General features: G+C 69.9%; 15 protein-coding genes. 2 read left to right on the top strand and 13 right to left on the bottom strand.

Annotated features, from left to right (window positions below; all coding sequences use genetic code 11):
• Window position 1: 1 nt before the first annotated feature.
• The 5 genes from ELQ92_RS16375 to ELQ92_RS15155 all read right to left on the bottom strand — a co-directional run bounded on the left by ELQ92_RS16375 (window position 2) and on the right by ELQ92_RS15155 (window position 6,815).
• Complete coding sequence (locus tag ELQ92_RS16375; protein WP_166409063.1) at window positions 2-148, bottom strand: hypothetical protein; 147 nt, start codon at window positions 146-148, stop codon at window positions 2-4.
• 160 nt (window positions 149-308) lie between these two features.
• Window positions 309-1,133, bottom strand: a complete 825-nt coding sequence (locus ELQ92_RS15170; RefSeq protein ID WP_208004415.1) for an alpha/beta fold hydrolase — start codon at window positions 1,131-1,133, stop codon at window positions 309-311.
• A 204-nt stretch (window positions 1,134-1,337) separates the two neighbouring features.
• Complete coding sequence (locus ELQ92_RS15165) at window positions 1,338-3,488, bottom strand: DEAD/DEAH box helicase (RefSeq protein WP_128495888.1); 2,151 nt, start codon at window positions 3,486-3,488, stop codon at window positions 1,338-1,340.
• Window positions 3,489-3,686: 198 nt separating this feature from the next.
• Window positions 3,687-4,448 (bottom strand): SGNH/GDSL hydrolase family protein, encoded by a 762-nt coding sequence (locus ELQ92_RS15160; protein ID WP_128500171.1) that lies wholly within the window; start codon window positions 4,446-4,448, stop codon window positions 3,687-3,689.
• A gap of 60 nt (window positions 4,449-4,508) precedes the next feature.
• Window positions 4,509-6,815: a heavy metal translocating P-type ATPase gene (locus ELQ92_RS15155; RefSeq protein ID WP_128500170.1), complete on the bottom strand. Its 2,307-nt coding sequence runs from the start codon at window positions 6,813-6,815 to the stop codon at window positions 4,509-4,511.
• A gap of 172 nt (window positions 6,816-6,987) precedes the next feature.
• Here ELQ92_RS15155 and ELQ92_RS15150 point away from each other — a divergent pair, with 172 nt between their 5' ends.
• Window positions 6,988-7,662, top strand: coding sequence for a maleylpyruvate isomerase family mycothiol-dependent enzyme (locus ELQ92_RS15150; protein WP_128500169.1), 675 nt, complete (start codon window positions 6,988-6,990; stop codon window positions 7,660-7,662).
• A gap of 23 nt (window positions 7,663-7,685) precedes the next feature.
• Here the strand turns inward: ELQ92_RS15150 and ELQ92_RS15145 are convergent, their stop codons facing one another.
• The 5 genes from ELQ92_RS15145 to ELQ92_RS15125 are packed head-to-tail and all read right to left on the bottom strand — an operon-like array spanning window position 7,686 to window position 10,933.
• On the bottom strand, window positions 7,686-8,621 hold the full coding sequence (locus ELQ92_RS15145; RefSeq protein ID WP_128500168.1) for a bifunctional riboflavin kinase/FAD synthetase: 936 nt from the start codon (window positions 8,619-8,621) through the stop codon (window positions 7,686-7,688).
• On the bottom strand, window positions 8,618-9,076 hold the full coding sequence (locus ELQ92_RS15140) for a hypothetical protein (RefSeq protein WP_128500167.1): 459 nt from the start codon (window positions 9,074-9,076) through the stop codon (window positions 8,618-8,620). Before ELQ92_RS15140 ends, ELQ92_RS15145 begins: the two co-directional genes overlap by 4 nt.
• A gap of 12 nt (window positions 9,077-9,088) precedes the next feature.
• Entirely contained in the window at window positions 9,089-9,457 is a 369-nt protein-coding gene (locus ELQ92_RS15135) for a hypothetical protein (protein WP_128500166.1), read from the bottom strand.
• The gene (gene truB / locus ELQ92_RS15130) at window positions 9,454-10,389 is read right to left on the bottom strand and encodes a tRNA pseudouridine(55) synthase TruB (protein ID WP_128500165.1); all 936 of its coding nucleotides are present in this window, start codon (window positions 10,387-10,389) and stop codon (window positions 9,454-9,456) included. The genes ELQ92_RS15135 and truB overlap by 4 nt, the downstream gene beginning before the upstream one ends.
• Window positions 10,390-10,393: 4 nt before the next feature.
• Complete coding sequence (locus ELQ92_RS15125) at window positions 10,394-10,933, bottom strand: nucleoside/nucleotide kinase family protein (protein ID WP_128500164.1); 540 nt, start codon at window positions 10,931-10,933, stop codon at window positions 10,394-10,396.
• Window positions 10,934-11,038: 105 nt separating this feature from the next.
• On the opposite strand from ELQ92_RS15125, the gene ELQ92_RS15120 reads away from it, so the two are divergent.
• Window positions 11,039-11,917 carry an HhH-GPD family protein gene (locus ELQ92_RS15120; protein WP_243695075.1) on the top strand — a complete coding sequence of 293 codons (879 nt, stop codon included), beginning with the start codon at window positions 11,039-11,041 and terminating at the stop codon, window positions 11,915-11,917.
• 12 nt (window positions 11,918-11,929) lie between these two features.
• Here ELQ92_RS15120 and rbfA read toward each other — a convergent pair whose 3' ends face one another.
• From rbfA to ELQ92_RS15105, 3 genes are all read right to left on the bottom strand, one after another.
• Window positions 11,930-12,442, bottom strand: coding sequence for a 30S ribosome-binding factor RbfA (gene rbfA, locus ELQ92_RS15115; RefSeq protein WP_128500163.1), 513 nt, complete (start codon window positions 12,440-12,442; stop codon window positions 11,930-11,932).
• Window positions 12,443-12,528: 86 nt separating this feature from the next.
• The gene (gene infB, locus ELQ92_RS15110; RefSeq protein ID WP_128500162.1) at window positions 12,529-15,318 is read right to left on the bottom strand and encodes a translation initiation factor IF-2; all 2,790 of its coding nucleotides are present in this window, start codon (window positions 15,316-15,318) and stop codon (window positions 12,529-12,531) included.
• An 83-nt stretch (window positions 15,319-15,401) separates the two neighbouring features.
• Window positions 15,402-15,647 carry a YlxR family protein gene (locus tag ELQ92_RS15105; RefSeq protein WP_128500161.1) on the bottom strand — a complete coding sequence of 82 codons (246 nt, stop codon included), beginning with the start codon at window positions 15,645-15,647 and terminating at the stop codon, window positions 15,402-15,404.
• Between the last annotated feature and the right edge of the window lie 168 nt (window positions 15,648-15,815).

The following is a 15,815-nucleotide window of genomic DNA, read 5'->3' as shown; positions in this document are numbered from 1 at the left end:
ATCAGCCGATCGCGACGGACCCGGTGAGGACGGCGACGAGCAGCATCACGAGGGACACCACGACCGCCCGCCACCGCCACAGCACCTTCTTGTGAGGATCACGCTCGTTCTCCCGGTATCGAAACCTGCCGGCGGTCGGGGCCGACACCGACGAGGAGGCGATCAGTCGTACGCGTCGCGCCCCGCTCGGCACCGAAATGGCCGCGCTTGAGGCTCTCGCCGCCGACATCGTTCTCCGATCGCTCGATACGGCACCTGCGTCCGCAGGACGATGTCCGACGGAGATACTCCTCGGTTCTCACCGCCAGTCACGACACGACCGTGGCCAGCCATCTCGTGATTTCGGCGGAGAGACCGGCAGGCGCGTCGAGCTGGATGAGGTGGCCCGCGTCCTGGATGAGGGTGACGGAGGCATGGGGAATCGCGGCGCGCAGTCGGTCGGCTCGATCCTTCGGTATCCAGGCGTCCTCGGCTCCCCAGACGATGTGCACCGGCTCGGAGATGGTCCCGTATCGTGCCTCCACCTCGTCAGTGAATCGCTCGTCGGCCTCCGCGATCTGCCGGTAGAACGCACCCTGTCCCTCTTCACCCAGCCAGGGACTCACCAGCATGTCGAGGTCGTCGTCGCGGACACCGCGGTGACTCGCCCCACGGATGTACGCCTCGATCGCACCGCGGTGCACTGCGGACGGCAACTGGGTGAAGACCTCCGCGTTCTGCTTCACGAGGTTGAAGAACGGCGACCCCCACGGCGACAGTGCCACAACGTCGACGAGACAGAGCGAGGCATAGGCCGCGCCGTGGAGCACTCGCGCGCGCAGGGCGACGGCGCCCCCGAAATCGTGAGCGATGACGTGGGGCCGATGAAGACCCCATTGCTCGAGTAAGAACGCGAACAGCTGGCCCTGAGTACCGAGATCCACCGCATGAGACGGGTCCTTGGAAGACGCACCGTAGCCGGGCATGTCCCACAGATAGACGGTGAACCGCCGCGAGAGAGCGTCGGCGAATGGCCGCCACAGCGCGGACGACCACGGCGTTCCGTGGAGAAGCACCACGGCCGGGCCAGCACCGTGACGGTCCCATTTGACGCTCCGACCCTGCCACATGATCTCTCGAGTCAAACGATGCATAGTCATCCTCCGATTGTTCCAAGGATCAGTCGATCCTGCCGTAGGAGGACGGTTCTCTCCGGCATGGCGTGTTTCAGTATCGGGTGATCCGTGTGATCGGTGTGAGGCTCGGACGGTCGAGGCGGCACCTGGCTCGCGTGCTCGTCATCGGATGACGGCGGGCACGCGATCGGAATACCGCCGACCGACGGTGGATCCGCCGACCTAGGCGGCCGCCTCGATCGCCTGCCCGAGCAGGTGGATGAGCGCGTTGAGCTGGACGGAGTCGCTCGAGCCGCGGTCCTGGTCGGAGCCGTCGAGGGCGCGCGCCGCGAGCCCCTGCTTCGAATCGATGAGTTCGGCGATCTTCGTGTCGATCGTGTGGGCGGCGATGATGCGCCACGCCGTCACCGGCTCGTCCTGGCCGATGCGGTGGACACGGTCGATCGCCTGCGTCTGCTCGGCCGCCGTCCACGACAGTTCGGCGAGCACGACGTTCGAGGCCGCCTGCAGGTTGACGCCGACGCCGGCCGCCGTGAGCGAGCAGACCGCGATCGACACCGAGTCGTCGGTGTTGAACGCGTCGATGGCCTGCTGCCTCGCGATCGCCTGCTGGTCGCCTCGGATCGAGACGGTCCCGATGCCGCGCGACTGGAACACGCGCTCGGCCTGGTCCATGACGTCGATGTGCTTGGCGAAGAACACGACCTTGCCGACGGAGCGGGCCAACTGAGCGGTGTAGTCGGCCGCGAGCCCGGCCTTCGCCTGGCCGATCTTGCGGACCATCGTGAAGACGTTCTCCTGCCCGCCGGCGCCCTTCGACTCCTCGAGCTCGGACTGCGCGACCATCCGGAGCAGCTCCGTGGACGGGTCGCGCCAGTCGTCGCCCCGCGCCTCGGCGGCGCGCTGGAAACGTGTGAGCAGTCGGGCGCCGAGCTCGCGCTCCGCGTCGCGGATGGAGCGTCCGAGTTCGTCGTCGAGTTCGACGGGGAGATCGGCCACGCGCTTCGCCGGGAGGTCTGCGGCGACATCGACCTTCCGACGACGCACGATGCCCATGTCGATGACGGCTTCGCGCGCCGCGCGGTAGAAGCCGTGGTCGGCGGGCGTCAACTCGGTGGCGTCGAGCCGCTCCATGAGCTCGGCCGTCGGCTTGTCACCCGAGACCCAGCCGAGGAACTGCCAGATCGCGTTGAAGTCCTCGACGTCGTTGATGAGGGGTGTTCCCGTGAGGGCGAGCATGAGCGGATCCCCGCCCGGCGCGTTCTCCCGGATGCGCTGCGCGAGCGACAGCACGTGCTGCGACCGCTGCGAGTGCAGGTTCTTGATGAAGTGCGCCTCGTCGACGACCATGCCCTTGAACCCGAGCTGACCGAGCCAGCCGAGGTGGCGATCGAGCACTTCGTAGTTGACGATGACGACATCGGCGAAGGCGTCGATGTCGCGGCCGTCGCCGTGGATGACGGTCGCCCGACGCAACGGCGTCCAGCGCTCGACCTCACGGGCCCAGTTCATCTTGACGACGTTCGGCACGATGACGAGCAGCGGGTAGGCATCGGCGACCGAGGCCGCGAGCACGGATTGCGCCGTCTTGCCGAGGCCGGGCTCGTCGGCGAGGAGGAAGCTCCGGTGTCCTTCCCTGACCGCTTCGACGAAGCGGGCCTGGTGCGCCATGATCTCCATGCCGCGCGGGGCGAGCCGATCGATCTCCGGCGCCGCGGGAAGCTCCATCGAGGCCGCTCCGCCTCCGGCGCCCTGCTCGAACGCCTTGTACAGCGGGCTCATGAGTTCCCAACCGTCGAGCCGGCGGCGAGGTGTGGTCGTCTCGACCGCCTTGCTGAAGTCCGGAGCGAGGAACGGGTTCGCGAGCTGACGGGAGACCACGGACTGCGGGAGGACCTGACGCTCCGCGAGCTCCGCGGGGATCATCGAGGGGGCCTCGGCCTTCTGCGTCGAGATGATGAGCTCGTCGGGGCTGAGTTCCGCACCGGATTCGATGAGCCAGTCGCGACGCAAGCGCTGCGCGACGGGGCTCGTGGTCTGGTCCACCTCGAGCAACTGGATGAGCGAGGTGTCCCGAGCGGCCGTCTTCGCGAGGATCGTCGCGACTCCGTCGAGGCGCTTGAGCAGCTCGGCCCGCGCGGCGTCGCCGATGGCCTGGTCGGCTTTGACTCGCGCGCGCTCCTCACGGACGAGGAACGCGATGACCTGGAACTTGACGCGGTTCGTGGGGCCGACTTTGCCCTTTTGAGCCTTCGCCTCGACCTCACGCACCTTGCGCGCGAGGATCGGGATGAGCGGCGCGTCGTCGTCATGACGAGCCACGGCTCGGCTGGACGATCTTCCCGACGAACGTCGGTGACCGGAGTACGGCATGCTCCTCCTGAGCAGTCGAGGACCCGACGCTGACGGCGCCGGCCTGATCGAGTCGCTCGTGTGTTCCGTCCGATCAACGCGAAATGATGCCCGCGGATCGTCGAGCCCCCACATGACCGACGGAACCATTCTACGGCACCCGGCGGGTGCTCGCGCACGGCGTGTGGACCGGGCGCACGGTCAGTCTCCGCCGCAGAGTCAGCCTCCGGGCGTGATGTCCGTCCACGCACCGTACTTCGCCGAACGGCCGTCTCCCGAGGACCGGCCCGTGAGACGCCGCTGGATCCACGGCACGACGTGCTCCCGGTAGTAGGCGAGTTCGTCGCGGAAGCGGACGGCCGACTCCCCGCCCGGAGCATCGATCGTCCAGCTCCGGGGATGCTCGTAGCCGAGCGTCGCGAGCACGCGCGCGGCGACCCGGTGATGCCCGATCGAGCCGAGGTGCAAGCGATCGCGCGACCAGTAGGGCGAACGTGCGAGTTCGCGGTCGGACCAGTTGTCGGCGAAGAGGACGCCGTGCTCCGCGGCGAGCGCCGCGACCGACGCATTCAGCGCGTCGCCCTTCGCCTCGATCCGCGCCTGCATCGGGAGACCGGCCGTCGGGTTGGCCCCGCTCAGCAGCACGAGCTGGGCCCCGGACGCCGCGACCCGGTCCATCACGTCGCTCATCCGGTCGAGCAGGCGCTGCGGGTCGCTCCGGGGCCGCAGGATGTCGTTCCCGCCGCCGTTGAAGGTCACGAGGGTGGGTCCGAGAGCAAGGGCGGCCGGCAGCTGCTCGTCGATGATGGGGCCGAGGAGACGACCACGGATCGCGAGGTTGGCGTAGCGGACGCGAGCTCCCGACGCAACGAGACCTTGCGCGACGAGGTCGGCCCAGCCTCGCACTCCCCCGTCGGGCAGATCGTCGCCGACCCCTTCGGTGAAGCTGTCCCCGAGCGCGACGTACCTGATCTCGTCCATCGCCTCAGTCTCGCACCGTCGGTGCGTGCCGTTCGCACGCGTGCGCTCGGTGTCGGGCGCTCAGCGCTGCTGCGGAGTGAAACCGCGGAGGCGGAGGCTGTTGAGCACGACGAAGACGCTCGAGAACGCCATCGCCGCGCCGGCGATCATCGGGTTGAGCAGCCCGAACGCCGCGAGCGGGATCGCCGCGACGTTGTAGGCGAACGCCCAGAACAGATTGCCGCGGATGATGCCGAGGGTCCGCCGCGACAGGGCGACGGCGTCGGCCGCTCCCGTCAGCCCCTCCCGCACGAGGGTGATGTCGGCGGCGTGCATCGCGGCGTCGGTGCCGCCGCCCATGGCGATGCCGAGATCGGCGGCCGCGAGCGCTGCCGCGTCGTTCACACCGTCGCCGACCATCGCAACGGTGCGGCCGGATGCCTGGAGCCTCCGGATCTCCTCGACCTTGCCCTCGGGGACGACGTCGGCGACCACGCGCCTGACCCCGAGCTCGTCCGCGACCCGGCGGGCGACCGCCTCGGCGTCGCCCGTGAGCATGACGGGTTCGAGCCCCATCCGCCGGAACGATGCGATCGCCTCAGCGGTGTCGGCGCGCACGGTGTCCGCGAGTTCGACGACTCCGGCGGCACGCCCGTCCGCGGCGACGACCACCGCGGTTCGCCCCGCGCGGCCGGCGTCGGCGAGAGCCGTCTCGATCTCGGAGCCGAGCTCGACTCCGAGGGAGGAGAGGAAGGTCGCGCGACCGACGGCGACCGCGACGCCGTCGATGGAGCCCTGCACACCGAGACCGTCGCTCGACCGGAAGTCGACGACGTCGCTCCGCTGCTCCGCGGGGACGGCGACGGCGATCGCGCGCGCGATGGGGTGTTCCGAGGCCGCCTCGAGGGACGCGGCGTACCGGAGGACCTCGTCGCGCTCGGCTGGACCGACGGTGACGACCGAGGAGACCGACAAGTGACCCGTCGTGATCGTCCCCGTCTTGTCGAGCACGATCGTGTCGATGCCCTTCGCCGCCTCGAGAGCGTCGGGGCCCGTGATGAGGATTCCGAGGCGGGCTCCCCTCCCCGTCCCGACGAGGAGCGCGACGGGAGTGGCCAGCCCGAGGGCGCACGGGCACGCGATGATGACGACGGCGACGGCCGCCGTGAAGGCCGCGGCGGCCGAGCCGTCGAGGACGAGCCACGCGACGAGGGTCAGGATCGCGAGGACGATCACGATCGGCACGAACACCGCCGAGATGCGGTCGGCGAGCCGCTGGATACGGCCCTTCTCCGTCTGAGCGTCCTCGACGAGTCGCGCCATGTGGGACAGACGTGTGTCTGCGCCCACTGCGGATGCACGGACGAAGAGACGACCGCCGGAGACGATGGTCCCGCCCGTCACGGCGTCGCCCGAGACGACGTCGACCGGGACGGACTCGCCCGTGATCATGCTCGCGTCGACCGAGGCGCCGCCGTCGACGACGATGCCGTCGGTCGCGATCGTCTCGCCCGGGCGCACGACGAAGACGTCACCCACGGCCAGGTCGCCGATCGGGAGGAGGACCTCTTCGCGCGCTGTGGCGAGCAGATCGCCCGTGGCGCGCGGCCGCTCACGCAGGACCGTGACATCGCGTGCTCCGAGTTCGAGCAGGGCACGCAACGCCTCTCCGGCGGCGCGCTTCGAGCGGTTCTCGATGACGCGGCCAAGGAGGAGGAGGACGGTGACGCCCGCGGCGACCTCGAGGTAGATGATCGACGAGGGGTCGTCTCCCGTCGGCAACAGGGAGAACTCGTGCCTCATGCCCGGCATACCGGCCATGCCGAAGAACAGGGCCCACACCGACCAGAAGTATGCGGCGAAGGTGCCGAGGGTGATGAGCGTGTCCATGGTCACCGAGCCGTGCCGCAAGGTCACCGCCGTCGAGCGGTGGAACGGGTAGCCGCCCCAGAAGACGACGGGCGTCGCGAGGACGAGGGAGAGCCACTGCCAGTTCGTGAACTGCCATGCCGGCACCATGGCGAGCACCACGACGGGGACGGCGAGCACGGCGCTCACGACGAGACGGGACTGCAGCGTGGTCGCGCCGACCGCGCCGTCGCCGTGGTCCATGTGGGAGTGCTCCGGCTTGTCGGCCTTCTCGGTATGCGGTGCCGGCGGGCTCTCGACCGTCGCGGTGTATCCGGCCCTCCCGACCGCGGCCACGAGGTCGTCGACCGGTACCGATGGGGGGAAGCTCACGCGCGCCTTCTCCGTCGCGAGGTTGACCTGGGCGCTGACGCCCTCGATCCTCTCGAGCCGCTTCTCCACGCGCGCGACGCAACTCGCGCAGGTCATGCCCTCGATGAGGAGGGTCGCCGTCTCGTCAGTCCGCTTCGTCGTGTCCATACCCGTCCCAACCCTATACCCCGGAGGGGTATTCCTGCAGTATCGGGTGCCCGTCAGGCGCAGTCCATCGACGTCGGCATGCGACGACCTTGCTGCTCGGATGAGCACTGCGATCACGAATCCTGGTCATCGTGCCCTCCCGCCGGCAGCCGCCCCGGCGTAGTCTGGGCCGATGGCACGCACATCCGACCCGGGCGGCGTCCGTGGCCCTCAGATCGCCGACGCCCTCGACTCGCTCGCTGATGCCCTCGCCACTCTCACGGATGCCGCCTGGGACACGGAGAGCCTGTGCGCGGGCTGGAGCGTCAAGGACGTCATGGCTCACCTCGCCTGGCGCGTCGGATCCCCGACGCACCAGATGGCGGCGGATCTCGCGCGAGCGACCGTGAGCGGCCCGCACCTCAATCCACTGCGGTCGATGGACGACATCGCGCACACCCGCGCCGACGGCCTCTCCGGCTGGGACCTCGTCGGGGAACTCCGCCTGATCGCCGAGGACAAGCGCGCCGGGCGTGGTCGCACCAACCCCGGAGAGCTCTTCGAGGTCGTCGTTCACGGCTACGACGCGGCTCACGCTGCGGGCGTGCACGTCCCCTTCACGGCGACGACGACCCACGCCGTCGGGCGCCAGGCTCTGCTCCTCGCCCGGCCACGCGTCCGTGTCGCCGTGCGGACGCGCACCTTACTCGCCGCCGACGACGGCTGGAGCGTCGGATCCGGCCCCGTGATCGAGGGAACGGCGGAAAGCGTGGTCCTCTACCTCACCGGTCGCCGCGCGCCGACGACGGAGCGGCCGAGCGTATTGGCCCCGCGACCGACTCGCGCCCCGCGCCCCGGCGTCGCCTGATGACGCGGCGGTGAAGACCGCCGTCAGGACCGGCCGAGGACCTCGCGGACGCGCTCGACGTCGTTCCTCATCTGAGCGATGAGGGGACCGATGCCCTCGTACGCGACCATCCCGCGGATGCGCTCGACGAAGCGCACGTCGACGACCTTCCCGTAGAGGTCGATGTCCTCGTCCAGCAGGTACGCCTCGACCTGACGCTGCGGGACGCCGTCGAACGTGGGGTTGTTCCCCACCGAGATCGCCGTCGGATAGACGTCGCCGTCGACCGCGAACCACCCCGCATAGATTCCGTCGGCCGGGATGAGCCCGTCCGAGTCCGGCGAGAGGTTCGCCGTGGGGAACCCGAGTTCGCGTCCCCGCTTGGCGCCGTGCACCACGACGCCCCTGACCGTCGGCACGTGACCGAGGAGCCCGCCGGCCCCGGCCACGTCGCCCGCGGCGAGCAGGGAGCGGATGCGCGTCGACGAGACCCGGCCGGCCGGCCCGACGAGCACGTCGCCGACGGTGCGGACGACGAAGCCGTGCTCGGCTCCGAGGCGTTCGAGCGCGGCGACGTCGCCGGCCCCGCCGCGACCGAATCGGAAGTCCTCCCCCACGAGAACCGATCGGGCGTGGATGGTGTCGACGAGCACGTGCGAGACGAATTCCTCGGGAGTGAGACGCGCGAGCGCCTCGTCGAAGCGGAGAAGCAGGGTGGCGTCGACGCCCGTCTCGCCCAGGAGGCGGAGCTTCTGCTCGACACCCGTGAGCGGTTCGGGGCAGAGCTCGGGGCGCAGCAGCGCGAGCGGGTGCCGGTCGAACGTCACCACGACGCTCGCGAGCCCTGAGGCCCGCGCATCGGAGAGCAGTTCATCGATGACCGCTCGGTGGCCGGCGTGCACGCCGTCGAACTTCCCGATCGTCACCGCCGAGGGACCGAAGTCCTCGGGAACGTCCTCCGGTCCGGTGAAGACCATCATGCGCTGCGGACGTCCTCGACGGCGACCGAGCGACCGGTCGCGCCTCTCGGAGCGCGCCGGGTCAACCAGAGCAGTCCGAGCACCGGCAGGACGAGGGGGATGAAGAGGTAGCCGCTGCCGAAGTGACTCCACACCGACGCGTGCCCGAACAGCTCGGGGACGACGAGGCTCAGGACCCCGACGATCAGCACGCCCGCGAGCTCGAATCCGATCGTCGCGATCGCGACGCGACGCCAGGCCTCCCCGGGGACCACGAGAGCGACGGTCGCGACGATGTAGACGACGGCGGCGAGCGCCGAGAGCGAGTAGGCGACGGGAGCCTCGTCGAACTTGGACACGATCTGGTAGAACGACCGCCCCGTCGCCGCGAGGGCGAGGATCGCGTACACGACGACGAGGACCCGGCCGACACCCGAGGCGGAGGTGCGCGCGGGCGGAGAGGATGACACGGTCATAGAAGTCCCAGTCTATCCGCCCTGCACGAACCAGATCTGGTGCATGCGATAGACCATGACGGCGATCGCGAGGTCCGCGACACCGAGGATGACCGTCGCCCACTTCGACCGGTCGACGAGCGCCCAGAAGCCCGCGCCGATCGGCAGGAGGATCGCCGAGCCGAGGTACAGGCCGAACTCGAGGGCGTCACCGGTAGGCGTGTTGCCGACGGCGGGCGACACGATCGACACGACGAGTTGAACGATGAGGAGGAGTTCCACGACGACCGTCGCGCCGAGTGTGAGGTCGCTCGGCTTGCGGCCGGCGAGCCCGAGGACGAGGCAGAGCAGTCCCGCGGCGACCGCGACGGCGACCTGGACCGTCGTGAGCCAGTCGATCACGAGGGCTCCGTCGGAAAGTTGACGAGGCTGCGGAGCGCCCCGCGCTCGAAGCGGCCGATACCGACGAGGCGGCCGTCGGGAGCGACGGCGGCGAGTGGTTCCCCCACGGGGATCCGGGCCCCGGAACCGTCGCTCTCGGGCACGGTGACGACCTTGCCGTGCCCCAGGTCGACCGCGGCCTGCGCGTCCAGGTCCACGACCGACAGGAAGCGCGCAGCGGCGGCGGCGGGCGAGATGAGCGCGTCGTCGACGGCTGCCCCGGTGTCGGGGTTCTCACCGAGGGCGTCGAGAGTCGCCGCCTCGGTCACGGAGAACGCTCCGACACGGGAGCGCCGCAGCGCGGTCAGATGGCCCCCGACCGCGAGAGAGCTCCCGAGGTCTCGGGCGAGCGCACGGATGTACGTCCCGCTCGAGCAGACGATACGCACGTCGAGGTCGATCGCCTCGGGTGACCGTCGTTCCGCGAGCACCTCGAACTCCCAGACCGTCACGGGGCGCGCGGGCAGCGAGACCTCCTCACCGGCGCGCACCTTTGTGTAGGAGCGCACGCCGTCGACCTTGATGGCGCTCACGGACGACGGCACTTGCTCAATGTCGCCCGAGAGCGCAGCGATTCCGGCGAGGATCCCCTCCGTCGTCACGGCGGAGATCGTCTCCGGCGCCGCCGTCTCGACGACGTCACCCTCCGCGTCGTCCGTCACGGTCGTGCTGCCGAGCCGGATCGTCGCAAGGTATTCCTTGTCGGCGCCGACGAGCCACGTGAGCAGTCTCGTCGACGGCCCGAGGCCGAGGATCAGCAGGCCCGTGGCCATGGGATCGAGCGTGCCGGCGTGACCGACCTTCTTCGTTCCGGCGAGACGCCGCACGCGCGACACGACCCCGTGACTCGTCATCCCGTCGGGCTTGTCGACGAGGAGGATTCCGTTCGGCATCGGGTCAGCAGCTGTCCGCGAACCGGCGAACCGGTCGCCCGGGATCGGTGTTGTCGACGATCGCGACCGCTCGGGTGCGGGGACGTGCCGAGGCGAGGTATCGGCGCTGCTCCTCCGGCGCCGATTGGCTCGGCACCTCGAGGAAGACGGAGTAGTTCCAGATCCCCACGAACTCCGGTCGGTGGAGGTACGGACCATCGAGCAGCAGCACGGCGTCCGCCGGAGCGGTCGCCGCTGCGCTGTCCGCCGAGACGCGGAACGGCGTGTCGCCGCCCGTTCGGAACGGGACGACGAGGGCGCTCCGGAACGTCGCCTCGTCGAGCGGGCCGGAACCCGTGTCGGCAGAGAACCCGGACGCGCTCGCTCGGACGACGGCGTGACCGACCTCGGTGAAGGCCGCGGCGAGGTCGTCGGCGAACGCTCCGGTCCCCGCCCCGTCGATGCCGTCGATCGCGACGATCGGGCGGCCGGAGCCGTAGTTGTGCAAGACCTCGTCGCGCAGTTCGCGCAGTACCTCGAGGCGCGGTTCCGTGGCGGCGCTCATACGTCGAGCCTACTCGCGCGCGACGAGCGCGTCGCCGCTCCGCGGATCGATCGGGGACGCGGAAGAGCCTAGAGTCGAGGGGTGACGACGGGCGGGCACCAGGCAGTGGACAAGGTCGTCGGCCCGGTCAGCCTCTGGTACCGCGAGCATCACCGCGACCTGCCCTGGCGGCGAGCGGGCTTCACCGCGTGGGGCACCCTCGTGAGCGAGTTCATGCTCCAGCAGACCCCCGTCGCGCGAGTCGTCCCACGCCTCGAGCAGTGGCTCGACCGGTGGCCGACGCCCGCGGACCTCGCCGCGTCACCACCCGGCGACGCCGTGCGCGCGTGGGACAACCTCGGGTATCCGCGCCGTGCGCTCTGGTTGCACGCCGCGGCCGTCGAGATCACCGAGAGGCACGGCGGCGAGGTACCGCGGGACGTCGACGCGCTGCTCGCCCTCACGGGGATCGGTGATTACACGGCGCGTGCGGTCGCGGTGTTCTCCTTCGGCGACCGTCATCCTGTCGTGGACACGAACACGCGGCGTGCCATCGCGCGCGCCGTGCAGGGCCAGGGCCAGCCGGGACCACCGCAGTCCCGCCGCGACCTCGCGGCGATGGAGGCTCTGCTTCCCGACGACGTCGTCGAGTCGGCGGTGTTCAACGCGGCGATGATGGAGCTCGGCGCCACGGTGTGCGTCGCCCGCTCGCCGCGATGCGACGTGTGTCCCCTCGCCGACGTCTGCCGGTGGAGGGCGGCGGGCTACCCTGCCTACGACGGCCCGAAGAAGCCGGTGCAGAAGGCGTACGCGGGCAGCGACCGTCACGTCCGCGGACTGATCATGCGGGAGCTGCGCGCTGCGCACGTTCCCGTCAGCGACGAGGAGATCGTGACGCTGTGGCCGGACGACCTCCAGCGTGAGCGAGCCCTGTCGGGTCTCCTCGCCGACGGCCTCGCCGTCAGATCGGACGACCCCCGGGCACCCGGCTACGTGTTGCCCTGATCCGCCCCGCCCCTAGCGGGCGTCGGTATCGGCGTCGGACTGGTCGTCCGATTCGTCGTCCGATTCGTCGTCTGAGTCGTCGTCCGAGTCGTCGTCCTCGTCGAGGTCGCGCGGCTTCACGTAGGGGTCTGCGTCACCCGCGTACGCGGCCGTCGATGCGAGCCGCTCCGTCTCCGCGTCACGCTCGCGCGCCTCCCGCAGGAGGTCGTCGATCGCCGCGGCGTTCTCGGGCACCGCGTCGAGTTGGAACTCGAGCGTCGGCGTGAGCCGCGCCGTGATGTTCCGACCGACCTCGCTCCGCAGCAGACCCGTCGCCGCCTTGAGCGCCGCGGAGCTGTCCGCGCGCTCTTCGTCGGTGCCGTAGACCGTGTAGAACACGGTCGCGTGCTGCAGGTCGCCGGTCATCTGCACATCCGTGATCGTCACGAAGCCGAGCCGCGGGTCGCGCAGACCACGCTGCAGTCGAGCGGCGACGATCTCCTTGATCCTGTCCGCGAGCTTCCTCGCGCGAGCGACGTCAACCATGGCTCTTCCTTCCTCTGGTCCGCGCGATGGCGGGGAAAAACGGGAAATGCCCGCCGACCCGGAGGTCGGCGGGCACGCCACGCGGGTCAGCCGCGGGGCTTCTCCTTCATCTCGATCGTCTCGATCTCGTCGCCGATCTGGATGTCGTTGAACTTGCCGAGACCGATACCGGCCTCGAAGTCCGTCCGAACCTCGGTGACGTCGTCCTTGAAACGACGCAGCGACTCGATCGCGAGGTTGTCCCCGACGACGACACCCTCGCGGATGACGCGCGCCTTGGCGTTCCTCGTGATCGTGCCGGAGCGCACGATAACACCGGCGATGTTGCCGAACTTCGAGGAGCGGAAGATCTCGCGGATCTCCGCGACACCCGACTGGACCTCTTCGTACTCCGGCTTGAGCATGCCCGTGAGGCTCGACTCGACATCGTCGAGGGCGTTGTAGATGACCGAGTAGAACCGGATGTCCACACCCTCGCGAGCGGCACGCTCACGCGCCTTCGGGTCGGGGCGCACGTTGAACCCGATGATGATCGCGTTGTCGATCGTCGCGAGGTTCACGTCCGACTCCGTCACCGCACCGACACCGCGGTGGATGATGCGAAGCTGCACCGAGTCGTCGACCTCGATCTTGAGGAGCGACTCCTCGAGCGCCTCGACGGCACCCGACACGTCGCCCTTGATGATGAGGTTGAGCGACTCGACCTTGCCCTCTTCGAGAGCACGGGTGAAGTCCTCGAGGCTGATGCGCTTGCGCGCCTTCGCCAGCGAGGCGTTGCGCTCTGCGGCCTCACGCTTCTCGGCGATCTGACGGGCCGTGCGATCCTCCTCGGTGACGAGGAAGGTGTCGCCGGCGCGCGGGACGCTCGAGAGGCCCTGCACCTGCACCGGACGCGACGGGCCGGCCTCGAGGACCGTCTCGCCGTTCTCGTCGACCATCGCACGGACACGTCCGTACGCGGTTCCGGCGACGATCGCGTCACCGACGCGGAGCGTACCGGACTGGATGAGCACGGTGGCGACCGATCCGCGGCCCTTGTCGAGCTTGGCCTCGATCGCGACACCACGAGCGTCCTTGTTGGGGTTCGCACGCATGTCGAGACCGGCGTCGGCCGTGAGCAGGACGGCGTCGAGGAGCTCGGCGATGCCGATGTTCTGGCGGGCGGACACGTCGACGAACATGACGTCTCCACCGAACTCCTCGGCGACGAGCCCGTACTCGGTGAGCTGCTGGCGCACCTTGGCCGGGTTCGCGTCGGCCTTGTCGATCTTGTTCACCGCGACGACGATCGGGACGTTGGCGGCCTGAGCGTGGTTCAACGCTTCGACCGTCTGCGGCATGATGCCGTCGTCCGCCGCGACCACGAGGATCGCGATGTCGGTCACCTGCGCACCACGAGCACGCATGGCGGTGAACGCCTCGTGACCCGGCGTGTCGATGAAGGTGATGGCGCGCTCGATACCCTCGTGCTCCGTGCTGACCTGGTATGCACCGATGTGCTGCGTGATGCCACCGGCCTCACCGGCGACCACGTTCGCATTGCGGATGGCGTCGAGCAGTCGCGTCTTACCGTGGTCGACGTGACCCATGACGGTGACGACCGGAGGCCGTGCCTCGAGGTCCTCGTCGTCCTCGGCCTCGAGCTCCGCATCGATGTCGATGTCGAAGCCCTCGAGGAGCTCGCGGTCCTCGTCCTCGGGCGAGACCATCTGGATCTTGTAGCCCAGCTCGTCGCCGAGCACCGCGAACGTCGACTCGTCGAGCGACTCCGTGGCCGTCGCCATCTCACCGAGGTGGAACAGCACCGTCACGAGGTTGCCGGGGCTCGCGTCGATCTTGTCGGCGAAGTCCGCGATCGACGCGCCGCGGCGCAGTCGCACGACGGTGTTGCCGTCGCCACGCGGGACCTGCACGCCGCCGATCGACGGGGCCTCCCGCATCTCGAACTCTTGCCGCTTCGTCCGCTTCGACTTGCGCGACTTGCTCTTGCCGCCACCACGACCGAACGCACCGGCGGTACCACCACCGGGTCCACGGCCGCGGCCACCGCCGCCACCCGGACGACCGGCGAAACCACCGGCCGGACGCTGGGCGAAGCCACCGGCGGCACCGGGAGCACCGCCACCGGGGCGCTGGAAGCCACCGCCGCCGGGACGACCGCCACCGGCACCGCCCGGACGCTGGAAGCCACCGCCGCCGGGACGACCGCCGGCACCCGCAGGACGCGGCCCGCCGGGACGCGGCGAGCCGGGGCGCGGAGCCTGGGGACGGGGGATGTTCGAGGGGGACGGGGTCGGGCGCTGGCCCATGCCCTGGGCACTCGCGAACGGGTTGTTACCGGGGCGAGGGCCGGCCGGACGCGATCCCATGCCCTGCGAGCTCGAGAACGGGTTGTTCCCGGGACGCGGGGTACCGCCCGGACGCGGAGCGCCTCCGGGAGCTGCGGCTGCGGGCTTCGACTCCGGAGCCGGTGCAGGTGCTGGTGCGGGCGCCGGAGCGGCCTTCGCTGCGGGAGCGGCCTCCTCCTGCGGAGCAGGGCTCGGCGCGGGAGCGGCCTTCGGCGCGGGGGCCGGAGCCGGAGCGGGTGTCGGAGCCGGGCCCGGACGGTTGGCCGACGGCGACGCCGGACGGTTCGTCGACGATCCACCGGGACGGGCGGCCGACGGGGTCGCCGTCGACGGCTTGGACGCCGGCGTCGCCGATGCCGCGGGCGCGGCATCGGCGAGGGCCGCACGCAGCTTGCGTGCGACGGGGGGTTCGATGCTCGAGGACGGTCCCTTCACGAACTCGCCCAATTCCTTGAGCTTCGCGAGGGCGACCTTGCTGTCTACACCGAGTTCGGATGCGATCTCGTGTACGCGTGGTTTGGCAGCCACTTCTCTCCTGTCTGGGTCTCCCCAGGCAGGGGGGACCGTTAGTTGTGGACGGGTCTCATTTCGAGCCGCTCATCAGTTGTCCATTAGCCGTTCAGCCTGTTCTCTAGTGAGTTCGTGTCGAGCGGGGTCCGCACGCGGAAGGCCCGGGCGAAAGCCCGCTTCTTCTCGGCGAGTCGGAAGCACTCGATGTCGGGATGCAGCCACGCCCCGCGTCCCGGGAGAGCGGCACGATCGTCCACGACGACCTGAGCTTCCCTGACGACAAGTCGCACGAGAGTGGACCTGTTGGCGCGCGAACGGCATCCGACGCACGTTCTGACAGCTTCCATCCTACACCTCCCCGGGCGTACACCCTGAGCGTGCTCCGCCGACATCGGACGCCGACGACTCACTCGTCGAGGATCGAGTCCTCTACTCGTCGAGGATCGAGTCCGGCTGGATGACCGTATCAGCGGACATTCGCCCGAACGCTGCGCGTCCGATCGAATGCGCGAAGA

Origin of the sequence: Labedella populi, assembly GCF_004078655.1 — a bacterium.
Taxonomy (GTDB): domain Bacteria; phylum Actinomycetota; class Actinomycetes; order Actinomycetales; family Microbacteriaceae; genus Labedella; species Labedella populi.
The sequence above is the reverse complement of the archived record's forward strand: the minus strand, read 5'-3'. Positions and strand labels throughout refer to the sequence as shown.

What these genes read in the sequence shown, in the direction of transcription:
- truB (WP_128500165.1), bottom strand. Translation starts at nt 10,389, where the DNA reads ATGCCGAACGGAATCCTCCTCGTCGACAAGCCCGACGGGATGACGAGT.
- ELQ92_RS15170 (WP_208004415.1), bottom strand. Translation starts at nt 1,133, where the DNA reads ATGCATCGTTTGACTCGAGAGATCATGTGGCAGGGTCGGAGCGTCAAA.
- ELQ92_RS15160 (WP_128500171.1), bottom strand. Translation starts at nt 4,448, where the DNA reads ATGGACGAGATCAGGTACGTCGCGCTCGGGGACAGCTTCACCGAAGGG.
- ELQ92_RS15165 (WP_128495888.1), bottom strand. Translation starts at nt 3,488, where the DNA reads ATGCCGTACTCCGGTCACCGACGTTCGTCGGGAAGATCGTCCAGCCGA.
- rbfA (WP_128500163.1), bottom strand. Translation starts at nt 12,442, where the DNA reads ATGGTTGACGTCGCTCGCGCGAGGAAGCTCGCGGACAGGATCAAGGAG.
- ELQ92_RS15125 (WP_128500164.1), bottom strand. Translation starts at nt 10,933, where the DNA reads ATGAGCGCCGCCACGGAACCGCGCCTCGAGGTACTGCGCGAACTGCGC.
- ELQ92_RS15150 (WP_128500169.1), top strand. Translation starts at nt 6,988, where the DNA reads ATGGCACGCACATCCGACCCGGGCGGCGTCCGTGGCCCTCAGATCGCC.
- ELQ92_RS15140 (WP_128500167.1), bottom strand. Translation starts at nt 9,076, where the DNA reads ATGACCGTGTCATCCTCTCCGCCCGCGCGCACCTCCGCCTCGGGTGTC.
- ELQ92_RS15145 (WP_128500168.1), bottom strand. Translation starts at nt 8,621, where the DNA reads ATGATGGTCTTCACCGGACCGGAGGACGTTCCCGAGGACTTCGGTCCC.
- ELQ92_RS15155 (WP_128500170.1), bottom strand. Translation starts at nt 6,815, where the DNA reads ATGGACACGACGAAGCGGACTGACGAGACGGCGACCCTCCTCATCGAG.
- ELQ92_RS15105 (WP_128500161.1), bottom strand. Translation starts at nt 15,647, where the DNA reads ATGGAAGCTGTCAGAACGTGCGTCGGATGCCGTTCGCGCGCCAACAGG.